This window comes from Haliea salexigens DSM 19537 (assembly GCF_000423125.1).
Lineage (GTDB): Bacteria > Pseudomonadota > Gammaproteobacteria > Pseudomonadales > Halieaceae > Haliea > Haliea salexigens.
Window position 1 is genome coordinate 1 of sequence record NZ_AUHJ01000028.1, and the last position, 20,965, is coordinate 20,965.

Here is a 20,965-nt window from a genome sequence, read left to right on the forward strand (position 1 = left end):
GGAAAAAATTGCCACTTTTGGCAGGTCGGCCAATATGCCCCATATTGGGCCAAGTCAATGGTCGATACCTTATTTAACATAATGCACATTATGCGCCATACCATATTGATTTAAAAGGAAATAATGGAGGTTTAGATAGTGTCTACTAACCCTGGTTTTCGGTCAAGTGGTTGTGCTCGCAGAAGGACCTCGCGAGCAAGGTGCTACCGGCAAATGCCGGCCTGGATAGACTCTAAAATTCGTATTTTTCCTTTCGCTGGATAAACGCATCTCGCCCACCTTCCAAGATGCTTGCAACTTGATCACGAATTACTGGAACATCAATTGAACCTTGCGCCTCGAAACCAAGAGAGCCTTGGTTCTCTGAGGCGGTAAAGACACCAATCCACTCCGCATCACCGAACACAGGGATATTGGCGTTGTGGGTCGCGAACAGAAACTGACGACTAGTTTTCGCGTCTCGCAGCTCGGTAACAATTCGGTCAGCAATAAATGCGTTATCCAGGTTGTCCTCAGGCTGGTCCATGATCAATGGGTCAGCATTCTCCAGCAGCAACATGTGGAGGATAGCCGTACACTGTTGACCAGTAGAAAGTCTATTCAGAGCTCTGAACACGGGCTCCACCTTGCCGTGCGCGACATTCAGGAAAATATCAACTCGATGATCTAACTCAAGGGCCTCCAAGGCCATAATTTGAGATGGTTGAAGCTTCGCAAGCGCTTCCGCCATTGTGGGGGTAAAGCCCCAATCCACTTGTAGTGTCGCTGCGCCTTTCTGGATGTCTTGCGCCAAGGAAAGCGGGTTCAGGATCTCCTGCTCATCAATCCAGGCCAGCCGTTTTTCACCTATGCCTTCCAGGCGACAGTCCATAAGAAATCGCTTTAGCGGCGTGCGGTCCGCCTCAGGAACAATATCGACCTTGAGCTTCCCTTCAAGGCGTTTATTGAGCTTTTTGGCAGCCTTTTGCAGTGCCTGGGTCCTTTGATTTCGCAGGTCAGATAATCCCGCAAGCAGGTTACGACGCTCCTGTCGCAAATTGTCCCGAAGACTCTCAAAATTCGAAAGTCGCGACTTCATGGGTTTGATCCGTTCAATCTCCTGCATCAAACGTTGGTAAGCTGTACCGACCTCTTGGCCGCTCTTCCCCGCCATGGCGGGCAAGCTACGTAAAGCCTTCTCCAACTCCAGTTCGTTGCGCTGCAAGGCCTGCTGCCACAAAGCAAGCTGGGTTCTAATCTGCTGGTCACCTTCCGCTAGCTCTTCCTCCATCGCTCTAAGATGTTTGGTAAAGCTTTGCTGGAGCCGATCCAGGATCACTCGGATGGGTCTTAATTGGTCGGCATCTGGCAGTCCGTCCAATGCTTTATCACTGAGGAAGGTAAGGTCCGGGAGGTTGTCGTTCAGCGCGGTCAGTCCATCGCGCAGGTGTTGCACTTCTTCATTGCTACGCTGAGCAATTTGACGCTCACGTGCCAGTAGTGATGTTTTTGCAAGTTTCTCCTGGATGCCGAGGTTTTGGAAGCCTTGAACCTGCTCCTCCAGCTTCGGCAGACGCTCCACTTCAGCTTTAAGATCGTCGTAATCACTGAGCGCCTTGGCAAGCTTTTGCTGGTTATGCTGCAAGTGCTTGTGCAGCTCGGAACTGCGCCCAGCAAAATCACTGTCCTCAGGCAGGAAGCGATCTAGTAACTGTAGGCGGCTGGTTTCGTCCTGGGCCAACTCATAAATTTCGTTTTGGGGTACTAGGGACATCCCCGTCGCAAATAACACTTCGCCCTGAAACCCACGCCTGGCAAGGCTTTGGGGAGTGCCTTACTTTCTGGCTTTCTCCTGAATTGGCTGATTTTTAGCCGATTAGGCTAAGATCGGGCGTTTGGATTCCCGAATGAGCCTGAAAAGCAAACGCCGCGCCATCCTCCTGGATTCTGAGGTTCAAGATCTATATGGCGCACCGAAGCTTGCCTTCGAGCAAAAGCGACACTATTTCTCCCTGAATGATCCCGAACTCGATGCCCTTCGCTCAATCCGTGACCGCTACAACAGGGTCTACTTCATCCTGTTGCTGGGCTACTTCAAGGTCAAGCCCGTTGTCCTGAACATACGTTATAGCGATGTGCGGGATGACCTGCTGTTCATTGCAGGCGAGTTCTTCCCCGACTTGAAACTCGGGCGCAAGAACTTGTCGCCCATGCAAAGAGTGCGAATCTACCGCCGCATATTTCAGCTATTAGACTACCAATCTTTTGATGAAGACAGCGAAGCGGCTTTAAGCAAGCGCGCTGGAGTGGCGGCGGCAGCCTCTATCGAGTCCCGATTCCTATTCGATGAATCCACCGACTTTTTGGCCAAGCACCGTATTGCCATCCCGAAATATACCGTGCTACAGCGGGTGGTCAGCAAAGCAATTGCCAGTGAGCGCCAGCGCCTGGCGGATATCTTGTCACACTCGATGAGCCCGTCACTGAGTGAGAGCGTGGACGCAATCCTGGATGACGATACAGCAACGACACTGAATAGTGTTCGGCAATCGGCCAGGAACTTCTCCCTATCAGAACTGGAAAAGGAACTCAGAATACACCAGCAGATCGAGCCGCTGATCGATGATATCGATGCGGTTATTCAGCAATTGGGGCTATCACTCAGCAATCTGGAACACTTTAGTTCCATGGTCGACTATTACACCCCGACCAAGCTTCGTCGTTTCGACAGAATGACTCGGTCCCTGTACCTGATCTGTTATCTTCACCTCAAACATCGAAAGGTGACCGAGCACCTGGCAGACGCTTTTATCCACCACTGCCGCAAGCTTCAGCAGGAGGCTAAACAGTACGCTGACGATACTGCTTACCAGGAGTGGAAAGAGGCCGTCGCGAATGTCGGCAAGGGCGCCACGCTGTTACGTTTGTTTATTGACGATTCCATTGACGGATCTGTGCCCTTTTGCGAGATACGCCAGCGAGCGGCCGGCGTCATGCGCCCGAAGCAGATCGAGTCGCTGTGTCGGTACCTTACCGACCAGAAACAATCGCAGGCGTTCTACATATGGGAATACTATGACCAGCAGGTGGAACTGATCGAGCAGATCCTACGGCCGATATTCCTGTCCCTCAAGTTCCAGTCATCGACAACGACTCACGCCCTGGGCGCACAGATCGAACGGAGCCAATTCGACCTTGATTCCTGCGGCAGTATCAGGGAAATCGACCGGCGATTGATCAGGCCGAGACACCTGCCCTTTGTCGCCACCGGCGGCGCCATCAATCCTGCTCGCTTTGAAGTGCTGCTCTATCTACTGGTTCAAGGCAAACTCGACGGGCACCTGTTCATCCCGCAATCGCCTAAACACTGCAGTTTGGGGGATGATCTGGTCGATGACGACATCTGGAAACAGAGACGGAAGCTGATCAAAAGCTCGTTGCTGAACCGGATTAACACAGCCCCGAAACAACTGATGCATTCGATGCAGAAGGAGTTGACCACGACACTGGAGCAGGTGGGGGACCGCATCCAGAAAGGCGACAACCGAAACGTCGTACTGCGCTCCCGTTCCGGGAAAACCCAGTGGCGACTCCCGTCATCGGGAGCTAAGAGCCTACTCAACAACCCGTTCTTCGAACAGCTGAATCAGGTCAACATTGCCGACCTCATGCGATTTGTAGACCAAGAGACCGGGTTTCTTGGTGCCTTTGATCACGTCAGGCAAGTGCAATCCAAGCAGGAGGTGAACGCCAACAACCTGATTGCTGCCATCATTGCCAACGGCACCAACTACGGCCTTTACCGCATGGCGCATATATCAGATCGTTCCTATGAAGAATTGCGCTCGACGCAGGCCAACTATCTGCGCATGGAAACACTGAACCAGGCCAACGATGCCATTAGTAATGCCATTGCCAAACTGGAGATCTTCCAGCATTACAATATCCAGGAAGGTGTCCTGCATGCCAGCGCCGATGGGCAGAAATTTGAGTCTCGGCTGCATACGTTCAAAACGCGTTACTCGTCCAAGTATTTCGGCACCAACAAGGGCGTTTCTGCCGTCACCCTGGTCGCCAATCATGTGCCGGTGAACGCCCGGGTTATCGGCGCCAACGAACACGAGTCCCACTACATCTTCGACCTGCTGTTCAACAATACATCGGAGATCAAGCCGGATGTTTTGTCCACGGATACGCACGGCGTGAACCACGTGAACTTTGCACTACTCGATCTCTTTGACTATACCTTTGCGCCGCGCTACGCCCAGTTCGGGCGAGTTATTGAGGATATGTTCACGGTCAACGTCAGTGGCGACGATAAGCCCGTATTGTCCCTGAAAAAGCCGATCCGCGCGGACGCCATTGTGCAGGAATGGGAGACCATCCAGCGCATTGTTATCTCGCTTCAGCGCAAGACGACATCCCAGGCTGCGCTGATCCGAAAACTATCCACGTACAGCAATACGCACCCGCTGGTGCAGGCTCTGACGGAGTATGACCGGCTGGTTAAAGCCAGTTACCTGCTAAACTACATTGACGATGCAGCCCTGCGCAACTATGTACAACGGGCACTGAACCGGGGAGAGGCCTATCACCAGTTACGAAGAGCGGTGGCCTCGGTCAACGGCAACCGGTTCCGCGGCTCCTCGGACCAGGAAATCGACATCTGGAATGAGTGCGCCCGACTGCTGACGAACGCGATTATCTACTTCAACTCACTCATACTAAGCAATTTGCTTGCTTACTACCGGGCCACCGGGGACCAGAAAAATCTGGAACTGGTGAAAAAGGTATCCCCTGTGGCCTGGCTGAATGTGAACCTCAATGGCACCTACAGCTTCACGTTTGAGCAAAACGTGATCAATATGGCGGAGATTTTAAGCCCGCTGACCGGTGAATCTGGGAAACCGGAAAAGTAGGGTACTCTTGAAAGCATTGCCAGGCCTGGGTTTCAGGGCGAAGTGTTATTTGCGGCGGGGATGTCCCTAGTACCCCTTGATGGCAGCCGGGGCAGCAACCGCCTGCCCCAGACGTATTGTCAGATTCAGGCCAATAACGATTGGAAAGCGATTCAATGCTGGTTGGGGGAATTTGACGATTCGCCCAATACGCGGCGTAAGTACTGCTCCGAAGCAGAACGCCTGCTCCTCTGGGCGATCAAGCAGCAGCGCAAACCAATCTCAGGATTGCTGCGAGAAGACTTTCAGGACTACCAACTGTTTCTATCGAACCCTATGCCGGCAGACTACTGGTGTGGGCCTCGAGCGCCCCGCCACTCTCCTGCTTGGAAGCCTTTCCAGGGGCCATTGAGTGAAGCCAGCCAGCGCACCTCGCTCATTGTCATCAATGCGCTGATGTCGTATCTGGTGGACGCCGGCTATATCCGCGGCAATCCGCTGTCGTTGATTCGGAGAAGAAACAAGAAGCTGAGACCCCAAGCTGGGGAAGCCCCAGTACAGGAGCGCTTCCTTGACCAGGAAACCTGGGATCACCTGAAAGCCTACATTGCCGCCCTCCCCCAGGACACTCTGCGTGAGAAGGAAGACTACGAACGTATCCGCTTCCTGTTCCATTTCCTTTATCTCCTCGCGCCCCGAGTGTCTGAGGTAGCCAGCCACGCGATGAACAGCTTCAGAGAGTATCGCGGGCGCTGGTGGTGGTTTGTTGAAGGCAAGGGACAGAAGCATGCGAAAGTACCCGTGAGCGATGAAATGCTAGACGCACTGATGCGCTATCGGCATTTCCTCGGTTTGGAGGATCTCCCCCCTGAGAACGACACCTCCCCGGTTCTACGCAGCATCAAGGGTACGAAGGGGGTTTCCGACAACATGGTGTATCGACTAGTGAAGAAAACCGTACAGGGTGCCGCGGATAGCGTCGAGCAAGAAGTCCCCGTCTGCGCCAGGAAACTCCGGAAAGCGTCCACCCATTGGTTCAGGCACACGTCGGTCACACACGGTGATGATTCAGGAATCGGACTTAAGTACATTCAGGCCTCTGCCAGACATGACAAGATCGAGACAACGTCAATCTATCAACACGCCGACGATCATCGATGGCATGACGAGTGGCAGCGACTCAAGTACTGATCCGACCCTGTAAATAATTCTGTGTAACTGCCAGGGTTAAATGTAGTCCGCCAAGCGGTCTTCGAACTCGATCATAAATCTATTCAGGGCCAGCTTCCAGTTGCGGATCGGCATGGTCCATTTTTTCGACGCCTCCCGAATCGCCAGGTAGATCACCTTCATCGCGGAATCGCCCGTGGGGAACAGCTTCCGTTTTTTGACAGCCTTGCGAATGACGCTGTTGAGGGACTCGATGGCGTTCGTATCCGGCATGATATACCCCGGTGCCCGCTACCCGAGCCAAATTTCTTCCATTGGCGTATGGTGAGACCATCCGGGATAGGGGCACCGGGAGCACGGAACCTAGTGGGCAGGCCGGTCTACACGATGAGCCGCGAGCTCGTGTTAGTAGTTGGCCGCCCCTACGACCTGCCCGGATGCGCTGCGAGCGCGAATCCGTAGTTGTCGTGTGACCCACTTGCTCCCGTATCAATTATCTACCGGGAGGATTGCTGATATGCGTATTTTTGGTTTGGATATTCACCGGACTTTCGCCGAAGTCATGGTACTGGAGGATGGCCAGGTCACCAGTTTGGGCCGTGTGCTGCTTGACCGCAACCATCTTATCAAATTCGCCGACACCCTCACCGCCGAGGACGACGTGGTTCTGGAGGCCACGGGCAATACAATGGCTGTCGTACATATACTAAAGCCACGGGTCCATAGAGTTGTCATCGCCAACCCACTTCAAGTGCGCGCTATCGCTCATGCCAAAGTGAAGACTGACAAGATTGACGCGGCTGTACTGGCGCAGCTTCATGCCAGTGGATTTTTACCGGAAGTCTGGGTCCCCGACGCTGCTACTGAATCGCTACGACGAACTGTGGCAAATCGACAACGATTGGTGCGTCACCGCACCCGTATTAAAAACACGATCCACTCGATCCTTCATGCCAACCTGATTCCGCAGTGTCCAGCGTCGGACATGTTTGGGCATAAGGGAAGAACCTGGTTACAGGAACAGCCTTTGCCTTTTGATGAAAGGGCGTCGATCCAACGATATCTGCGCAATCTCGATCACCTGAATGAAGACATCAAAGTGTTGGATACAGAGCTGGCGACGTTTGCCCTGCGCAACCTGGATGTGCAGCGCCTCATGTCGATATCCGGCGTCAATACGGTTGTTGCGGTGTCACTGGTGGCAGCGATAGGAGATGTGAGCCGTTTCGCAAGGCCGGAGAAGCTAGTCAGCTACTTCGGTCTCAATCCCAGCGTTCGGCAAAGCGGTCTTACGCCAGCTCATCACGGACATATCACCAAGCGGGGGCGTTCTCATGCGCGTGGAATGTTGGTAGAGGCAGCATGGTCTGCTGCAAAAACACCGGGACCTCTACGAGCATTCTTTTGTCGCATACGTGGGAAACGCGGAGCACAGATTGCCGCTGTCGCAACGGCCAGAAAACTAGCCGTTATTGCCTGGCATATACTTACCAAACAGGAAGACTACTTATGGGCCCGGGAAGCCCTTAAGGCCATCGACACAGGCGATCAGGATATCCCTCACACCGCGATTCTGGAGCTCTGTGAGTACGTTCAGCCAGAACTTGGCGCCTTCATTCTCGGACAGCCACAGTCCCAGCAATTCCTTGTGGCCTTCCATGTTGACGCCCAGGGCCAGATAAACGGACTTGTTGATGACCTTCCTGTCCTGCCGGACTTTGACGACGATGCAGTCCAGATACACGATGGGGTAAATGGCATCCAGGGGTCGCGACTGCCACTCGACGACCTGCTCGATAACCGCATCGGTGACTTTCGAAATCAGGGCTGCCGATATGTCGGCGTCGTACATTTCCTTGAACGTGGTGACAATCTCCCGGGTAGTCATGCCCTGTGCGTACAGGAACAGGATTTTGTCATCCATCGAGGTGAATCGGCGCTGGTGCTTTTTGACCAGCTTGGGCTCGAAGCTGCCGGCCCTGTCGAGGGGAGTATCTAACTCAAACTGACCCTCTTCAGTTTGCAGGGTCTTGCTGGTGTAGCCGTTGCGGCTGTTGTCAGTGTCGGACTGCTCGTGTCGATCGAAGCCAAGATGATCGTCCAGCTCCGCATTCAGCGCCGTTTCGACTGTGATCTTGGTCAGCATCTGGCGGAACTCATTGAGATCCGCCTCAGTCTTGATATTTTTGGCGGCTGCCTGGGCAATCGCTTCCAACTCTTTCTTCTTCATAGTCTGCCTATCCTCACCCATCGCGTGGGTTAATAATAGGCAGTTACACAGATTTAGTTACAGTCTCACTGATCCCGATTGTCTCGACCGTCTGCTGACTACAGCATTGCCAGACAGTGGTGATTTGCTGTGGAGCCAATTTGAAAACAGCGAATTCAACTTATTCTAATCCCTTCAGAACGGTTCTTCCAAAGAAAGCTTTACTGAAACCAGGGCCTGTCCCTCGTGTACTTTGTGTTTAATCATACTGAACATATATCATACACAGGAGGACAGAAGACGAATCGGAAAAACAAAAATCATACGACGCATAGTCGTCTGTACTTTCATAACGAGCATCACACGAGTTTGAAACCACATCAAAAAACCTTCGAACTTGTTCTGCTAATTTACTAGGAACAATCAAACTATCTGAAGCCTCCTTCCCAATATTCTCAATAAGATCGGTAAACTCTCCATAGCCTATACTGTTGAGTTCTGGAATGCTTTCCGAATTAGGGAAAACGATTGGAAATTCGCGTTCATAGATCTCTCTAGATGTGATTCCTGTTCCTTTTGAGAGATGAACTTTTATATGACCTTCCTCTGTCCATACAAATTCTCTTTCGAGCAAATCAAAGTAGTCTTCGATTGCCGATGCTATGTCTTGGAGAGATTCGTCTTTCATATCTACCTATCAAGTACAGGATAAGCCTGTACTACCCTTCCATTTGCGTCAATTCGACCTTTGATATACACACCACTCGTAAAAATAATTCAATGAATTAATCGAACAGAACACTAGGTCCCTTCACGCATTGCGTGTCCTCTGTGAACTCTTCGAACTAGTTAATATGGCCAAGCCCAATGAACCCGAATGGTGGTATTCAATACACCAGTTTCCTGGTGGTGATATCACCCAAGTATCAAAGTCTTCATCCATAATAGCGATAGCATTATCCAAAAAGCTCTCCAAGGTCATAGATATAGGGGGACGATTGGCGTTACTCCATAGAATGGTGATATCGTCTGCCATTTCGAGATTCGCTTCTGATGCAAGCAGGCTCAGATTTTTGCTTAGGTTACACCTATCAACTTTGCCATTGATTAGGCGCTTATTTTCAACACGTCTCCAGTCTATCGCACCAGAAACCATGAATGGCAGTTCAGATTCTAGCCATTCCTCGGCGGATCTATCCCAAAGAAGTTGGTAATCAATGCTCCTATCGGCGAGTACAGTTAGGGTATCTTCGATCAAATTTATTCGGTGTCGTTTCTCAGAAGCACACTTGGCTTCAGTCCTTCTTTTCTCAAGCAGCTCTCTTTTTGAGTCTTCGATAGTCATCGATTCAGTACTCTGATCAACTTCATAAACTCGTCTTCACCGCCCGGGAATTTGATAGCCTTATTTACCATCATCGCCTCTCCTTTACCAACTCTCACATTGATATGTGTTCCCTTGTTGGGATCATAGTCAATTCTATACTGTTTCCAAATTCCATCGACCTTGGTTTCGAAACCAACAATCTTTCCATTCGCTCTACTTGCTGGGAGCCTTCCAACAATGTTTACCCTAGTAGTTGGATCAATTCTACCAAGCAGTAGTAGCGCCTTGTTTCTCGCGGCTTCGTATGATCCAGTATTAAGCACTGTTTCCCGGAGTTTACAGCCGCCTATATTGTGAGCTAGAGCCCCCTGATCTCCCACAAAGTAGGTATGATCATGATTAATTGTGAGATTAAAGACTTCCGCTTCCTGGCTGTAATTGACAATCCGATGAACACCTAGCGGTTCTCCATCTGATCCGAGCAAACTATGCCCCGTTGATAGGTCACCCGCATCTAACCACTGGCCACTCACATAGAAGGGGTGGCCTGCTGTCGCTGTTATGACATCGCCGTTTGCCAACTCGATATCTACCAGATCTTTGAGCCCTTCGCCCTGGATCAGGTGTACTACTTCCTGTAGTCTTTTCTCGCCTATCTCTTCATCAAACGCCCAGACCTTGTCTCCAATCTCGATATCTGAAATGGGCTTCAAGCCTTCTTCGGTGTGCACCAATGTATCTGCTGCAAAGCTATTACAGCCTGGCCCATCACCCCGCACAAGCATCTTTCTAAACTTGCCGGACAACATCTTAAGTAATTTATAGGCAGCGGGGCCACCCATAGCTGCGAGACCGACCGCCCACGGATTCGGGTTCAACGTCTCCGCCTCCGGCCCATTCAGCGCAATATCCAAAATACTCAACCCAGCATTTATCTGCTGAACCGTCAGATTTGCCCGAATACTATTCGCTGCACCAATAGACCCAAGAGAGAAATGCCCGCTGGGATCAATGTTCAACGCCGGATCAGCATTCGCATAAAGATACTTATGCAAAGTAACCGGATCGCTGTTGTTCCCCATCCAGGTATCCTGCTGGGTAAACCGACCAATCCCCTGATCGTAATAACGCGCCCGCAGGTAATACTGATCCAGTGTGGCGTCATAGCTCTCGCCAGTGAACAGATAGGTATTCTCCGTCACCCCGCTCTGGTTGAGCACACCGCCGAATACCTCGTAATCATATTCGTCGGTCACCCCACCGAGCTCGTCCGTCAGCAGCCGCGTAGACCCCAGCCCATCATAGTGATAGTAACTGTCGGCCCCACCGCGCTCCTGGCTCAACAGGTCATGCCCATAGCTGTAGCTGGCGTCTATGCTGCCCGCGGTGACTTCCTCAACAACCTGCGCATAGTCCCGATTGACATCGATAACCAGATCCGTCGTCACCCCGAACTCAGTTCTGGCGTTCCGGATGCCATTGTGATCGTAAGCAAAGGACGTGGTATCGCCCCCCTGCTCCACTGCCACCAACCGGTCCTTGGCATTGTAGGTGTAGCTGGTCACATCCCCATCCAGCGTCTCAGTCAGGGTGTTGCCATTGGCATCATAGGTATACGTACTCCCCCCCTGTTGCGTCAGCCGATCATTGGCATCATAGCTATAAGCCGTAGTCACCCCATCAATCACGCTCTGGGTACGGTTACCCACCGCGTCATACTGATAACTGGCGTTGTAGTCGCCGTTGACTGCGTCGGTGACGTTTTCAGCCGTCAGCCGATACAGATCATCGTAGCTGTAGCTGGTAGAACGCCCGTCCAGCTCATCAATCTGTGTCCTGCGCCCGCTGGCATTCAGGCTGTAGTCGTACTGCTCGATCAACGCCCCGCCACCGTCATAGGTGGATAGCCGCGTCAGGCGATTGAGGCTGTCGTAGCTGTACACCTGGCTGCTGCCATTGGGGTGGCTGACGCTGGTCAGGTTGCCCACGGCGTCGTAGCCGTAGCTGGTAAGGCCGTTGTCATCCGTTACGCTGGCCAGCCGGTTCAGGCTGTCGAAGCCATAGCTGGTGGTGGTAACGGTTCCCGTCGGTGAAGTCACCGTCAGGCTGGTGCGGTTACCCGCCGCGTCGTAGCCGTAGGCCAGCACGGCGCCATTGGCCTGGGTGTGGCTTATCAGGCGGTCACGGCTGTCATAGGCATAGCTGGTGGTGCGGGTACTGGCATCTGCCGCAGTCTGGATCACCTGAACCAGGTTACCCACGGCGTCGTAGCTGTAGTCCTCGCTGCTGCCGTCGTCGAAGCTGCGCTGGGTCAGGCGGTCGTTGAGGTCGTAGCTGGAGGCAGTGACCTGGCCGTTGAAATCCACCCGCTGGGTGGGGTTACCCACACCGTCGTAGCTGAAGCTCTCCAGTTGGCCCATCGGCAAGGTTCTGGCGCTGGGGCGGCCCAGGGCGTCATAGGCCCAGTGGGTGGTCCGGTTTTCCGCATCGGCCTGGGTAAGTTTGTTACCCACACTGTCGTAGGTGAAGGCGGTCACTCCATCCAGGGCATCGGTCACCGTGATCAGGCGGCCCAGGCCATCGTAGGCATAGTCAGTGACGATGCCGGACTGGTCCGTCATGGAGGTGCGGCGGCCCAGGGCGTCGTAGCTTTCCACGGTGGTACTGCCATCGTGGAACAGGGTCTCGACGCGCTGGTCCAGGGCGTTGTACACATACTCGGTACGGCGCGCCAGGGCATCCACCTCGGCGGTGAGGTTGCCATCGGCGTCGTACTCAAAGCTGTGGGTATTGCCCTGGGCGTCGATGGTGGCCGTGCGTCGGCCCGCGGCGTCGTACTCGTACTCGGTGCGATTACCATTCTCGTCGATTTCTGCGGTGACGCGGCCCACCACATCGTACTCCGTGTGGCTGCTGGTGCCATCGGGCCAGGTGGTCTGTACCAAACGGTCCAGCGGGTCGTAGCTGTGCTGGGTGGTGCGGCCGAGACGGTCCGTCTCCGTGACCAGGTTGCCCTGCACGTCGTAGGTGTTGCTCGCGGTGGTGCCATCCGGGTAGGTGGTGAGGGTCAGGCGCGTGTAGGCATCGTACGCATACTCGGTACGCCGGCCCTGAGCATCCACCATCGCCACCTCGTTGCCCGCCAGGTCGTACTCGGTGGTGGTGATGTTGCCGGTCGCGTCCTCGGTTTCGATCAGGCGGTCGCGGGTATCGTACGTGTAGGTGGTGACCTCGGTCACGCCGTCCCTGACCCGGCTCTCGGTAAGCACATTGCCGTTATCGTCGTAGGTATAGCGGGTGGTGTGGCCCTCCGGGTCTTTCTCGGTGAGTTTGTTGCCCTCGTCGTCGTAGCTGAAGGAGGTCACATTGCTTTCGGCATCCAGGCTTCTGATCACGTGCCCCTTGACGTCAATGACATTGCCAGACACGTTATCCAGGGGGCCTTCCACCGTCAGCAGATTGCCGACCCGATCGTAGTCCTGGGTGTAGAGGTTGCCCCGGGCATCGGTGGCCGTCAGTTCCTGACCTCGCAGGTTATAGGTGAAGCTCACCGTGTTGCCCAGTTCATCCGTCTGGTTCAGTTGGTCCCGGCGGTCATTGAAGGTGGCTGAGGTGGTATCACCAAGGGCATTGGTACGGCTGGTGAGGTTGCCGTCCGCATCGTAGGTGTAGCTGGTGATATTGCCCAGCGCATCCACCTCGTCGGTGACATAACCCTCCTCGTTATAAAACAGCTGGGTGCTGTAGCCCCGGCGGTTGGTCACGATGGACTGGCGCCCGGCGATATCGTGGTCGTAGTCGGTGCGGTTGCCGTCACCGTCTTCCTGGGCGATCAGGCGGCCATCATCGTCGTAGATGTTCTTGATAAGCTTGCGGCCCAGGGCGTCGTACATCTCCAGCAGGCCGTGTTCGCTGTTGTAGGTGTAGGTGCTCTCCGCGCCCAGGGGGTCCGCGGCAATGGTGAGGTCGCCGTTGCCATCACGGGTGTACTCGTAGCGTTCTCCTGCCGGGTCGATCAGGGCGGTGACCTGGCCGTTGCCGTCCCGCTCGAACAGCACACTCTTACCGTCGGAGTGGAAGATGCCGTTGTCGGTGTAGGTCAGGGTGTTGCCGTTGGGGTCGGTGATGGTGCGCAGGCCTATCTCCTGGTCCAACTCGTACACGTAGCCGTCCTTGGTGGTAAGCAGGTAGTGGGTGGGGTCGGGCTCCTGGTCGCCGGCAATCTGCACCAGTTTGTCGGCATTGAAGCGCAGCAGGCCGTAGTCGGTCTGCTCCAGGGTGCTGGTGGTGCCGTCTATGGGCACAAAATCGAGCTCCACGTCTGTGAGGGGTAGGAACTGATTGCACTCCGGCGAAACGTGTACCTCGAAGGTTTCCACCGCGCCGGTGGGCAGGGTGACGGTCACCAGGGGCTTGCCCAGGGGTTGGATGCAAAAATCGACCAGCGCTCCCAGCGGCCCGTAGGTGTAGTCGTTCAGGGCCCAGCCCCGGCCCGCCGGGCGGCTCTCCTCAATCTTCACGTTCTGGTAATCCAGGCTCCAGCCGTAGCCGAAGTCCTGGGCCTGGTGCCGGCGGCGGCTGTCGTAGGTGCGGTTCACGCGGATGGGGATGCCCGATACCGGGATCTCCAGGTCGGTGACAGTGAAGGAGAAGTTGCCCACCTTCATATCGCCGGTGAGGCGCACGGTGCGGGCGTCCACGCCGGTGTTGCGGCTGTCGTCCAGGGCTTCCAGCTGCAGGCGGTAGAGGCCGTTGTCCAGCAGGGTGGGGTCCAGCTGGGCGATCACGGCGCTGTTGACGGCCGTGGTGCCGGTGGCGATCTCCAGAGGCGCGGCTTCCCCAGCCAGGCTGTACAGCTTCAGGCTCCAGGTGGACAGGTTGTCGTCGCTGATGGTGGCGACGATGTCCACGGGGGCGGACACTTCCTGGGCGTCCTCCACGTTCTCGATCACGGCCAGGGGGACGCTAAGGTCATTGGGATCGCGGATGTAGAAGGTTTTGCGTTCCACGATGGTGTCGTAGGCATCTGAGACCCGGGCGACGATGTCGTGGGGGCCGATCACGGACTCGGTGATGGTGGCGCTGTTGTCGCTGGCCAGGGGCACGTCTACGCCATCCACGGTAATGCTGGTGGTGGTGTCGCCAGCACTGCCGCTGGCCACTACCTGAATGTGGATGCTCTCACCGGCGTCGGCCACTTCCGGGGTGACAACAATCACTGCCTCCATCTGGGTACTGGCGGGCACCACTTCAATGGTCCAGCCCAGTTCCACCCACACGATGCCGTCGCTGACACGCACGGTGGTGGGCTGCGGGCCGGTGGTGGCCGGGGTCCAGGTGAGCAGGCCGGTGGCGGATACAGTCGCCCCCGCCCCGCCCTGGGTCAGGCTGTAGCTAAGGACGTCGCCATCGGCGTCGGTGGCCTCAATCTGGAACTGGTAGCTAAGCCCTTCCTTGGCGGAGGTAGACGGCAGGTTCACAATCTGCGGCGCCTGGTTACCAGCAGTGCCGAACACCGACAGGGTGTAGTGCTGCTGGGTGGCCGCGCCATCGGCATCGGCCACTTCCACCAACACGCTGTGGATACCCACATCGGCGTTCAGCGGGGTCCAGTTGATCAGGCCCGTGGCGCTGATGCCCATGCCGGCGGGCGCAGCCGCCAACTGATACGTCAGGGCACTGCCTTCCGGGTCCGTTGCCATCACCTGGTAGCTGTAGGGCGAGCCGGCAGTTGCCTGGTTATCAGGGTCACTACTAATCACCGGCGCCAGATTGCCGGTGTAGCCAGTGCCGTCATCCACTGCCAGGGTGTAGGTCTGGGTGGCGGTGCCGCCAATGCCATCGCTGACTGACAACACCACTGTGTGCAGCCCCTCCTGGCCCACCACGGGCGCGAAGCTCACGGCGCCGCTGGCATCCATGGTCATGCCGCTGGGGGCGGTATCCAGGCTGTAGGTCAGTACGTTGCTCTCAGGGTCGCTGGCCAGCAATTGGTAGGCGTAGCTGTCGCCCAGGGTCACCACCGTAGCCGGTGTGCTGGTGATCTGGGGCGGCAGGTTGCTGGTTTGTTCCACTACGGCCAGGGTGAAGCTCTGAATAGTGCTGCCACCACGCCCGTCGTAGGCCTTGAGGGCAACCGGGTGGTCGCCCAGTTGGCTGTCGCCGGGCACCCAGTTCACCACGCCGGTGTTGGGGTTGATGCTAAGCCCGGCGGGGCCTTCCACCACGGAGTAAATAATGGGGTCGCCATCCGTGTCTGTGGCCTGCAGGCGGTATTCGTAACGGGCACCTAGGTAGGCCGAGGCCACCGGGGTGGAGCTGATAGCCGGCGCGGCATTGAGCAGGGTGCTGAACACGGCCAGAGTGAAGCTCTGGGTGGTGTAGCCGCCGCGGCTGTCCGTAACGCGCACGCTCACGGGGTAGTAGCCCACTTCGATAGGCATCCAGCGCACCACGCCCAGGTGGTCCATGAGCATGCCCACGGGGCCATCCACCAGCTCGTAGCTGAGGGTATCGCCATCCACGTCAGTAGCTTGCACGATGTACTCGTACTCGCCACCCACATCGATACTAGAGCCGGGTTGTGACGTAATCTGCGGGGCGTGGTTGACTTGCGGCCCCGTCACATCAACAGTAAAGGCCTGCAGTGCCACACCACCGCGGCCATCACCCACCTCAATGAGCAGTTCATGACGGGTGACCTGGTCCGCCGTGGGCCTCCAGGTAATCGTCTCGCCATCGAACATTTGCATGCCGGCGGGCACGTCAATCAGCGAAAAGGACACCGTATCGCCATCAGCATCCGTTGCCGTCGGGGTGTAGGCGTAGGAGCCGCCCACGCTGGCCGTCGCTGGTGGCGCTGAGGTGAACTCCGGCGCTACATTGCTGGGGGTTTCCACCACGGTGAGCACATAGCTTTGTTCGGAGAAGTAGCCGCCGGTATCGGTGACGCGTATCACCACGTCGTGCGGGCCCAGCTCTGCGAGTGTTGGGTTCCAACTGACGACACCACTGTCAGCGTCGATGGCCATACCCGCTGGCGCTTGAGTCAGCGAGAAACTGAGCGCATCGTCCGGATTGGGATCAATGGCCGCGACATCATAGACGTAGGCCTGATCCGTCAGCGCTTCTTCAGCCGGGTCAGTGGTAATCACCGGTACCTGTTCCACCACCACTAGGTCGTATCGCTGTATGGCAGATGCGCCGTGTGGGTCTGTCACCTGCACCAGTACTTCGTAGGTACCCGCATCTTCAGAGGTGGTCTGCCAGTTGATCAGCCCGGTCTCCGGATCCAGGGTCATGCCATCAGGGCCGCTTACCAGGGCGTAGGTGAGGTCATCGCCATCGGGGTCGTAGGCCTCAACGTCGTAGACATACTCGCGGCTGGCGAGAATCTCGCGGGTGAAGCCCCGGTAACGCACGGCGTGTTGGGAATAGTTATAAAAACCGAATTGCCCGGACAGGAAGGTATCGTCCTGTAAGGTAAAGGAATCAATGACGGTGGCACCCTGCTTCACGGTAATGGTGAACTCACCAGGGTGGAAGGTCAGGGTAAAGTCATAGTCCGTATGCGGGTACCAGCGGATGGAATTGTGGTAGAGCGTATCCACCGTGGCGTTGTAAGTCCCCCAGAGGTTTGGCTTGCCCTCGCTGCCATCCGGCGCCAGATTGATCACCTTCACGGACATGCCGCGCAGGGCACTGTTCTGTGTGTTCTCCTTCCAGTCAAACAGGTAGTACTGGTACTGGTTCTGCCAACCGAACACGAAGCCCATGAAATCGTCGTCACTGGTGGTGCGCACCCGCCAGATACCGGACATCTGGTCCGTCGCCACGTCGAAGTCACTGAGCAACACAGAGGCGCGCGCATTGACGGTCTGGTCCGCCTGGGTGCCGTCCGTGTTGATGGTCCACTTCGCCTTACCCTGGCTGCCAATGCCCAGGTCGATAAAGTTCCACAGGTTCAGGTCCACGGGCTCGCCGTTACCGGCGGCGGGCTCCAGCACGAAGGGCAACTCCGGCTCACTGGTAATAATGGGCGCATTATTCTGATCCAGCACCTCAATGGAGACGACTGCTGGCAGCGAGCCCAGCCGCCCGTCATCAACCGCGAACTCAAAACTGTCCGGGCCGGCATAATAGGCGTCCGGCAAGTAGCGTATGGCGGCGCCCTCTCCCAGCAAGGTGCCGTGCTGCGGCGGCGTCACAATGGTAAAGCCCAGCGGGTCGCCGTTGGGGTCCTGCCCCTGCAAGGGCGTGTCCACCGCCTGGTTTTGCCCGGTTTCATAACTGGCCGGGAAGGCCAGCGGTGGTGCGTTGGATGCACTATCGACCACGGTCACATCAAACTGCTGGCTGTCAAAGCCGCCGCGCCCATCACTCACCTGCACGCTGAAGCTTTCCACGCCCACATGGTCGGCGGGCCACTGGATCTCGCCCGTGGCGCTGTTGATGCTGGCCCCGGCGGGGCCTTCCAACAGGCTGTATGCCAGGGTGTCGCCATCGGCGTCGGTGGCGTTGACGTCGTAATAATAGAGCTGGCCCAGGTCCGCCGTGTACAGCGGCGTGGTGACGATAACGGGCGGGTTATTAAAATCGCCCACGGCGATGATAAAGAGCTGGGTATCACTGGCGCCAGCGATATCGGTTACCTGCACGTCCACAGTGACATCACCGCTATCGGCGGCCTGGGGCGTCCAGCGAATCAGGCCGCTGATGGGGTGCACCCACATGCCGTCGGGGGCGGTGAGCAGGCTATAGCGCACCAGGTCGCCCAGGTCCGGGTCGGTGGCGCGCACGTGGTAGCGGTATTCCTGGTCTATATGCGCGGTGGTGCCGGCATCGGAAATAATCTCAGGCGCCTCGTTAAGCTCATGCACGCTGATGGCGTAGGCCTGGGTGTCAGTCAGCCCTTCAGGGTCGGCCACCTGCAGCGCTACCAGGGGCACTAGGCGGCTGTTGTTATCCGCCACGCACTCCTGCGCCAGAGGCAGCGCATCTACCGCTGCGCTCAGTGCGTCGAAGTTGTGCTCAAATGGCAAGCTGAAGCTGACAGATTCCGCTTCCGCAGCGCCGAGGTTGTCAATCACAGCGCTTAACAGCGGGTATTCGACATCACCGCTGCGCCCGGCAATTGCCAGGTTCACGGCCTGCCCGGGTGCCCCCAGCCCGCGGTTGCGTACCACGGCAGTGGCCTGCAACGGGTCATTCGGGTCCAGGGTGATGCTATCGATAAACAGGTCGGCCTGGGGTACGGAAAAACGGTCAACCACGGCGCCAGCGAGATAGCTGCTGAACACCTGCTCGAACAGCACGGCGTCGGCGCTGGCCTGGGCCAGGTCCCACACACTGCCGCCGGAGGCCAGCGCCAGTTCCGCATAACTGGCCAGCACGGCGTCATCGCCAGCCAGCAGCACCGGGTTACTGCACTGTTCTACCTGGCCGTCACGCAACAGGTAGCCGTTGTTGTTGGCGTCCACGCCCATGGCCAGTTCGCCGGAATCACACTGGAAGGACACATCGGCAATGACCGAGAGTTTGTGGTCTTCCGTCTGAAGTTGAGTCGACAGCGCGGCCATGACGGCGCTATCGATGGCGGCGGGCACGTCGTTAATACCCAGCACCAGGTGCTTGGCCACCGGGGCGCGCAGAGGGTATTGGTCCAGCACAGCTTGCAGCGCTGCCAGGCCGTCGGCCACAAGCCCCGCCCCGGGTGCCAGTTGCGCGCTGGCGAGCGGCACATCCGCCGCCGGATAGAGCTGCTGGCCGCCAACGTTAACAGCCGTTGCAGCGGCTTCAATTGACAGCAGGCCGTACTGGTTGGGGTTGGCCCCGGCGCCTATATCCAGCGCCACCAGGGCGGGTTCGATTGTGGCGGCCACGGCATCCAGCAGCGCGGCAGGCAGGGTGACAGCGTCGCTGGTGTCGGTCAGGAACACCAGGTCCAGCGCACGGTAGGTCTCATCGTAGCTGGTGAGCGAGCAGTAGCGGTTCACGCTTTGCAGGCCGCCGACAAACTTGGCCTGGGGCAGCCAGGCGATCGCGCCGCTGGCGCCGTCGATGGTCATGCCCGCAGGCGCGCGCTGCAATGCGAAGGCCAGCACATCGCCAGCGTTCGGGTCCACCGCCTCGGCCAGGTAGCTGTAGGGCGTGCCTTCGAAGCCCTGCTCCACCGCGGTGGAAATAATGACGGGCGGCTTGTTCTTCTCAATGACCTCGATGGTCACCGTGGCGACATTGGAATCGAGCTGGCCGTCGTTAACATAAAAGGTAAACAGGTCGTTGCCGAAGAAGCCCGGCGCGGGGGTATATTCAACCGTGTTGCCGCCGAGGGACTGCAGTGAACCGCTGGCGGGGTTGGCAAGAATACTGTAGCTGAGCGCGTCGCCGTCCACATCGCTGGCCGACAACACAATAACAACGGGCTCATCCTCCAGCGTAGTGGCGCTGCCATCGTCGGCAACGGGGGCATCGTTCACGGGGTTGGCCGTGAGCAGCACGGTGGCCACATTGGAGTCCAACTCGCCGTCGTTCACCTTGAAGGTGAAGCTGTCGTCACCCACGAAGTTGGCATCCGGCGTGTAGCTGTAGTTGAAGCCGCTGCCTGCCAGCGTGCCGTTGAGGGGCTGTGTGAGTATTGTCGCGGTCACGGTGTCCCCGTCCACGTCCTGCCAGGTCAAGGTCAGGGGGACGCTGGTATCCTCGGCAAACTCCAACTGCTGGTTGAAGGCCACGGGCGCGTCGTTTATCGGCAATACGGTGATATCCACCACCGCGGGCGCGGAATCGACAAGGCCGTCGTTAACGACATAGGTGAAGCTGTCGCCGCCGCTGTAATCCACCGCAGGGGTGTAGACGAGGTCCGGAGCCGTGCCTGAGAGTACGCCGTGGGCTGGCTGGGACAGCAGCGTGTAGCTCAGGGCATCGCCGTCAGGGTCGCTGCCTGACAGGGTGACGGCCAGGGGCTGCTCTTCGTTGGTTTCGTAGCTCAGTGGCTGCGCCATCGGCGGCTGGTTAAAACAGTTCTTTGCGCCCAGGTAGGTAAAGCTGAGCCAGCCGTTGCCGTTGAGCCGGTAGCTGGTCAGGGCGATGGTGGCAAAGCGCACCACGTGGTAATCGTAGTTGTTGCCACTGCCGCGATTGCTATCCCATACCGGTACGTCTATGGGCACGTTGATGAGGGCGTTAAGGGCTGTCTTAACGGCGTTGCTGCCGGTTACCCCAGGGGCGCCCTGGGCCCAGTCACCCGGGTGCAGAACAGTGTCGGAAGCATCGTCAGGATTGACGTAGAGAGGTGGCCCCAGAAATCTGAACAGCGCTATAAGTGGATTGCCTGCCTGACTTAGGGCATCGTATTGCCCGATATCAGGAGATCACAATGGC

Annotated in this window: 6 protein-coding genes and 3 pseudogenes; 3 read left to right on the plus strand and 6 right to left on the minus strand. The window is 56.9% G+C overall.

The genetic code is table 11. The features are described 5' to 3' along the window. Window positions 1-232 precede the first annotated feature (232 nt). Window positions 233-1,720: a hypothetical protein gene (locus G533_RS22785; protein WP_205622659.1), complete on the minus strand. Its 1,488-nt coding sequence runs from the start codon at window positions 1,718-1,720 to the stop codon at window positions 233-235. A gap of 166 nt (window positions 1,721-1,886) precedes the next feature. On the opposite strand from G533_RS22785, the gene G533_RS0117945 reads away from it, so the two are divergent. Continuing rightward, a complete protein-coding gene (locus tag G533_RS0117945) occupies window positions 1,887-4,898 on the plus strand; it encodes a Tn3 family transposase (RefSeq protein ID WP_027951124.1) in 3,012 nt (1,003 codons plus the stop codon). A gap of 60 nt (window positions 4,899-4,958) precedes the next feature. Next, window positions 4,959-6,068, plus strand: coding sequence for a tyrosine-type recombinase/integrase (locus G533_RS0117950; RefSeq protein ID WP_051230643.1), 1,110 nt, complete (start codon window positions 4,959-4,961; stop codon window positions 6,066-6,068). 36 nt (window positions 6,069-6,104) lie between these two features. Here the strand turns inward: G533_RS0117950 and G533_RS0117955 are convergent. Beyond that, window positions 6,105-6,311, minus strand: a pseudogene (locus G533_RS0117955) (transposase); the annotation flags it as partial. Window positions 6,312-6,564: 253 nt separating this feature from the next. On the opposite strand from G533_RS0117955, the pseudogene G533_RS24615 reads away from it, so the two are divergent. Then, a pseudogene (locus G533_RS24615) lies at window positions 6,565-7,581 on the plus strand (IS110 family RNA-guided transposase); the annotation flags it as partial. Here G533_RS24615 and G533_RS22790 read toward each other — a convergent pair. The 4 genes and pseudogenes from G533_RS22790 to G533_RS0117970 form a co-directional block, all read right to left on the minus strand. After that, window positions 7,564-8,277: pseudogene (locus G533_RS22790) on the minus strand (IS256 family transposase); the annotation flags it as partial. The pseudogenes G533_RS24615 and G533_RS22790 sit on opposite strands and share 18 nt — an antisense overlap. Window positions 8,278-8,515: 238 nt before the next feature. Further along, window positions 8,516-8,944, minus strand: a complete 429-nt coding sequence (locus G533_RS24620; protein WP_144079947.1) for a hypothetical protein — start codon at window positions 8,942-8,944, stop codon at window positions 8,516-8,518. Between the two features lie 123 nt (window positions 8,945-9,067). Beyond that, window positions 9,068-9,601 (minus strand): CDI toxin immunity protein, encoded by a 534-nt coding sequence (locus G533_RS24625; RefSeq protein WP_144079948.1) that lies wholly within the window; start codon window positions 9,599-9,601, stop codon window positions 9,068-9,070. After that, on the minus strand, window positions 9,598-20,754 hold the full coding sequence (locus G533_RS0117970; RefSeq protein ID WP_027951128.1) for an Ig-like domain-containing protein: 11,157 nt from the start codon (window positions 20,752-20,754) through the stop codon (window positions 9,598-9,600). Before G533_RS0117970 ends, G533_RS24625 begins: the two co-directional genes overlap by 4 nt. Between the last annotated feature and the right edge of the window lie 211 nt (window positions 20,755-20,965).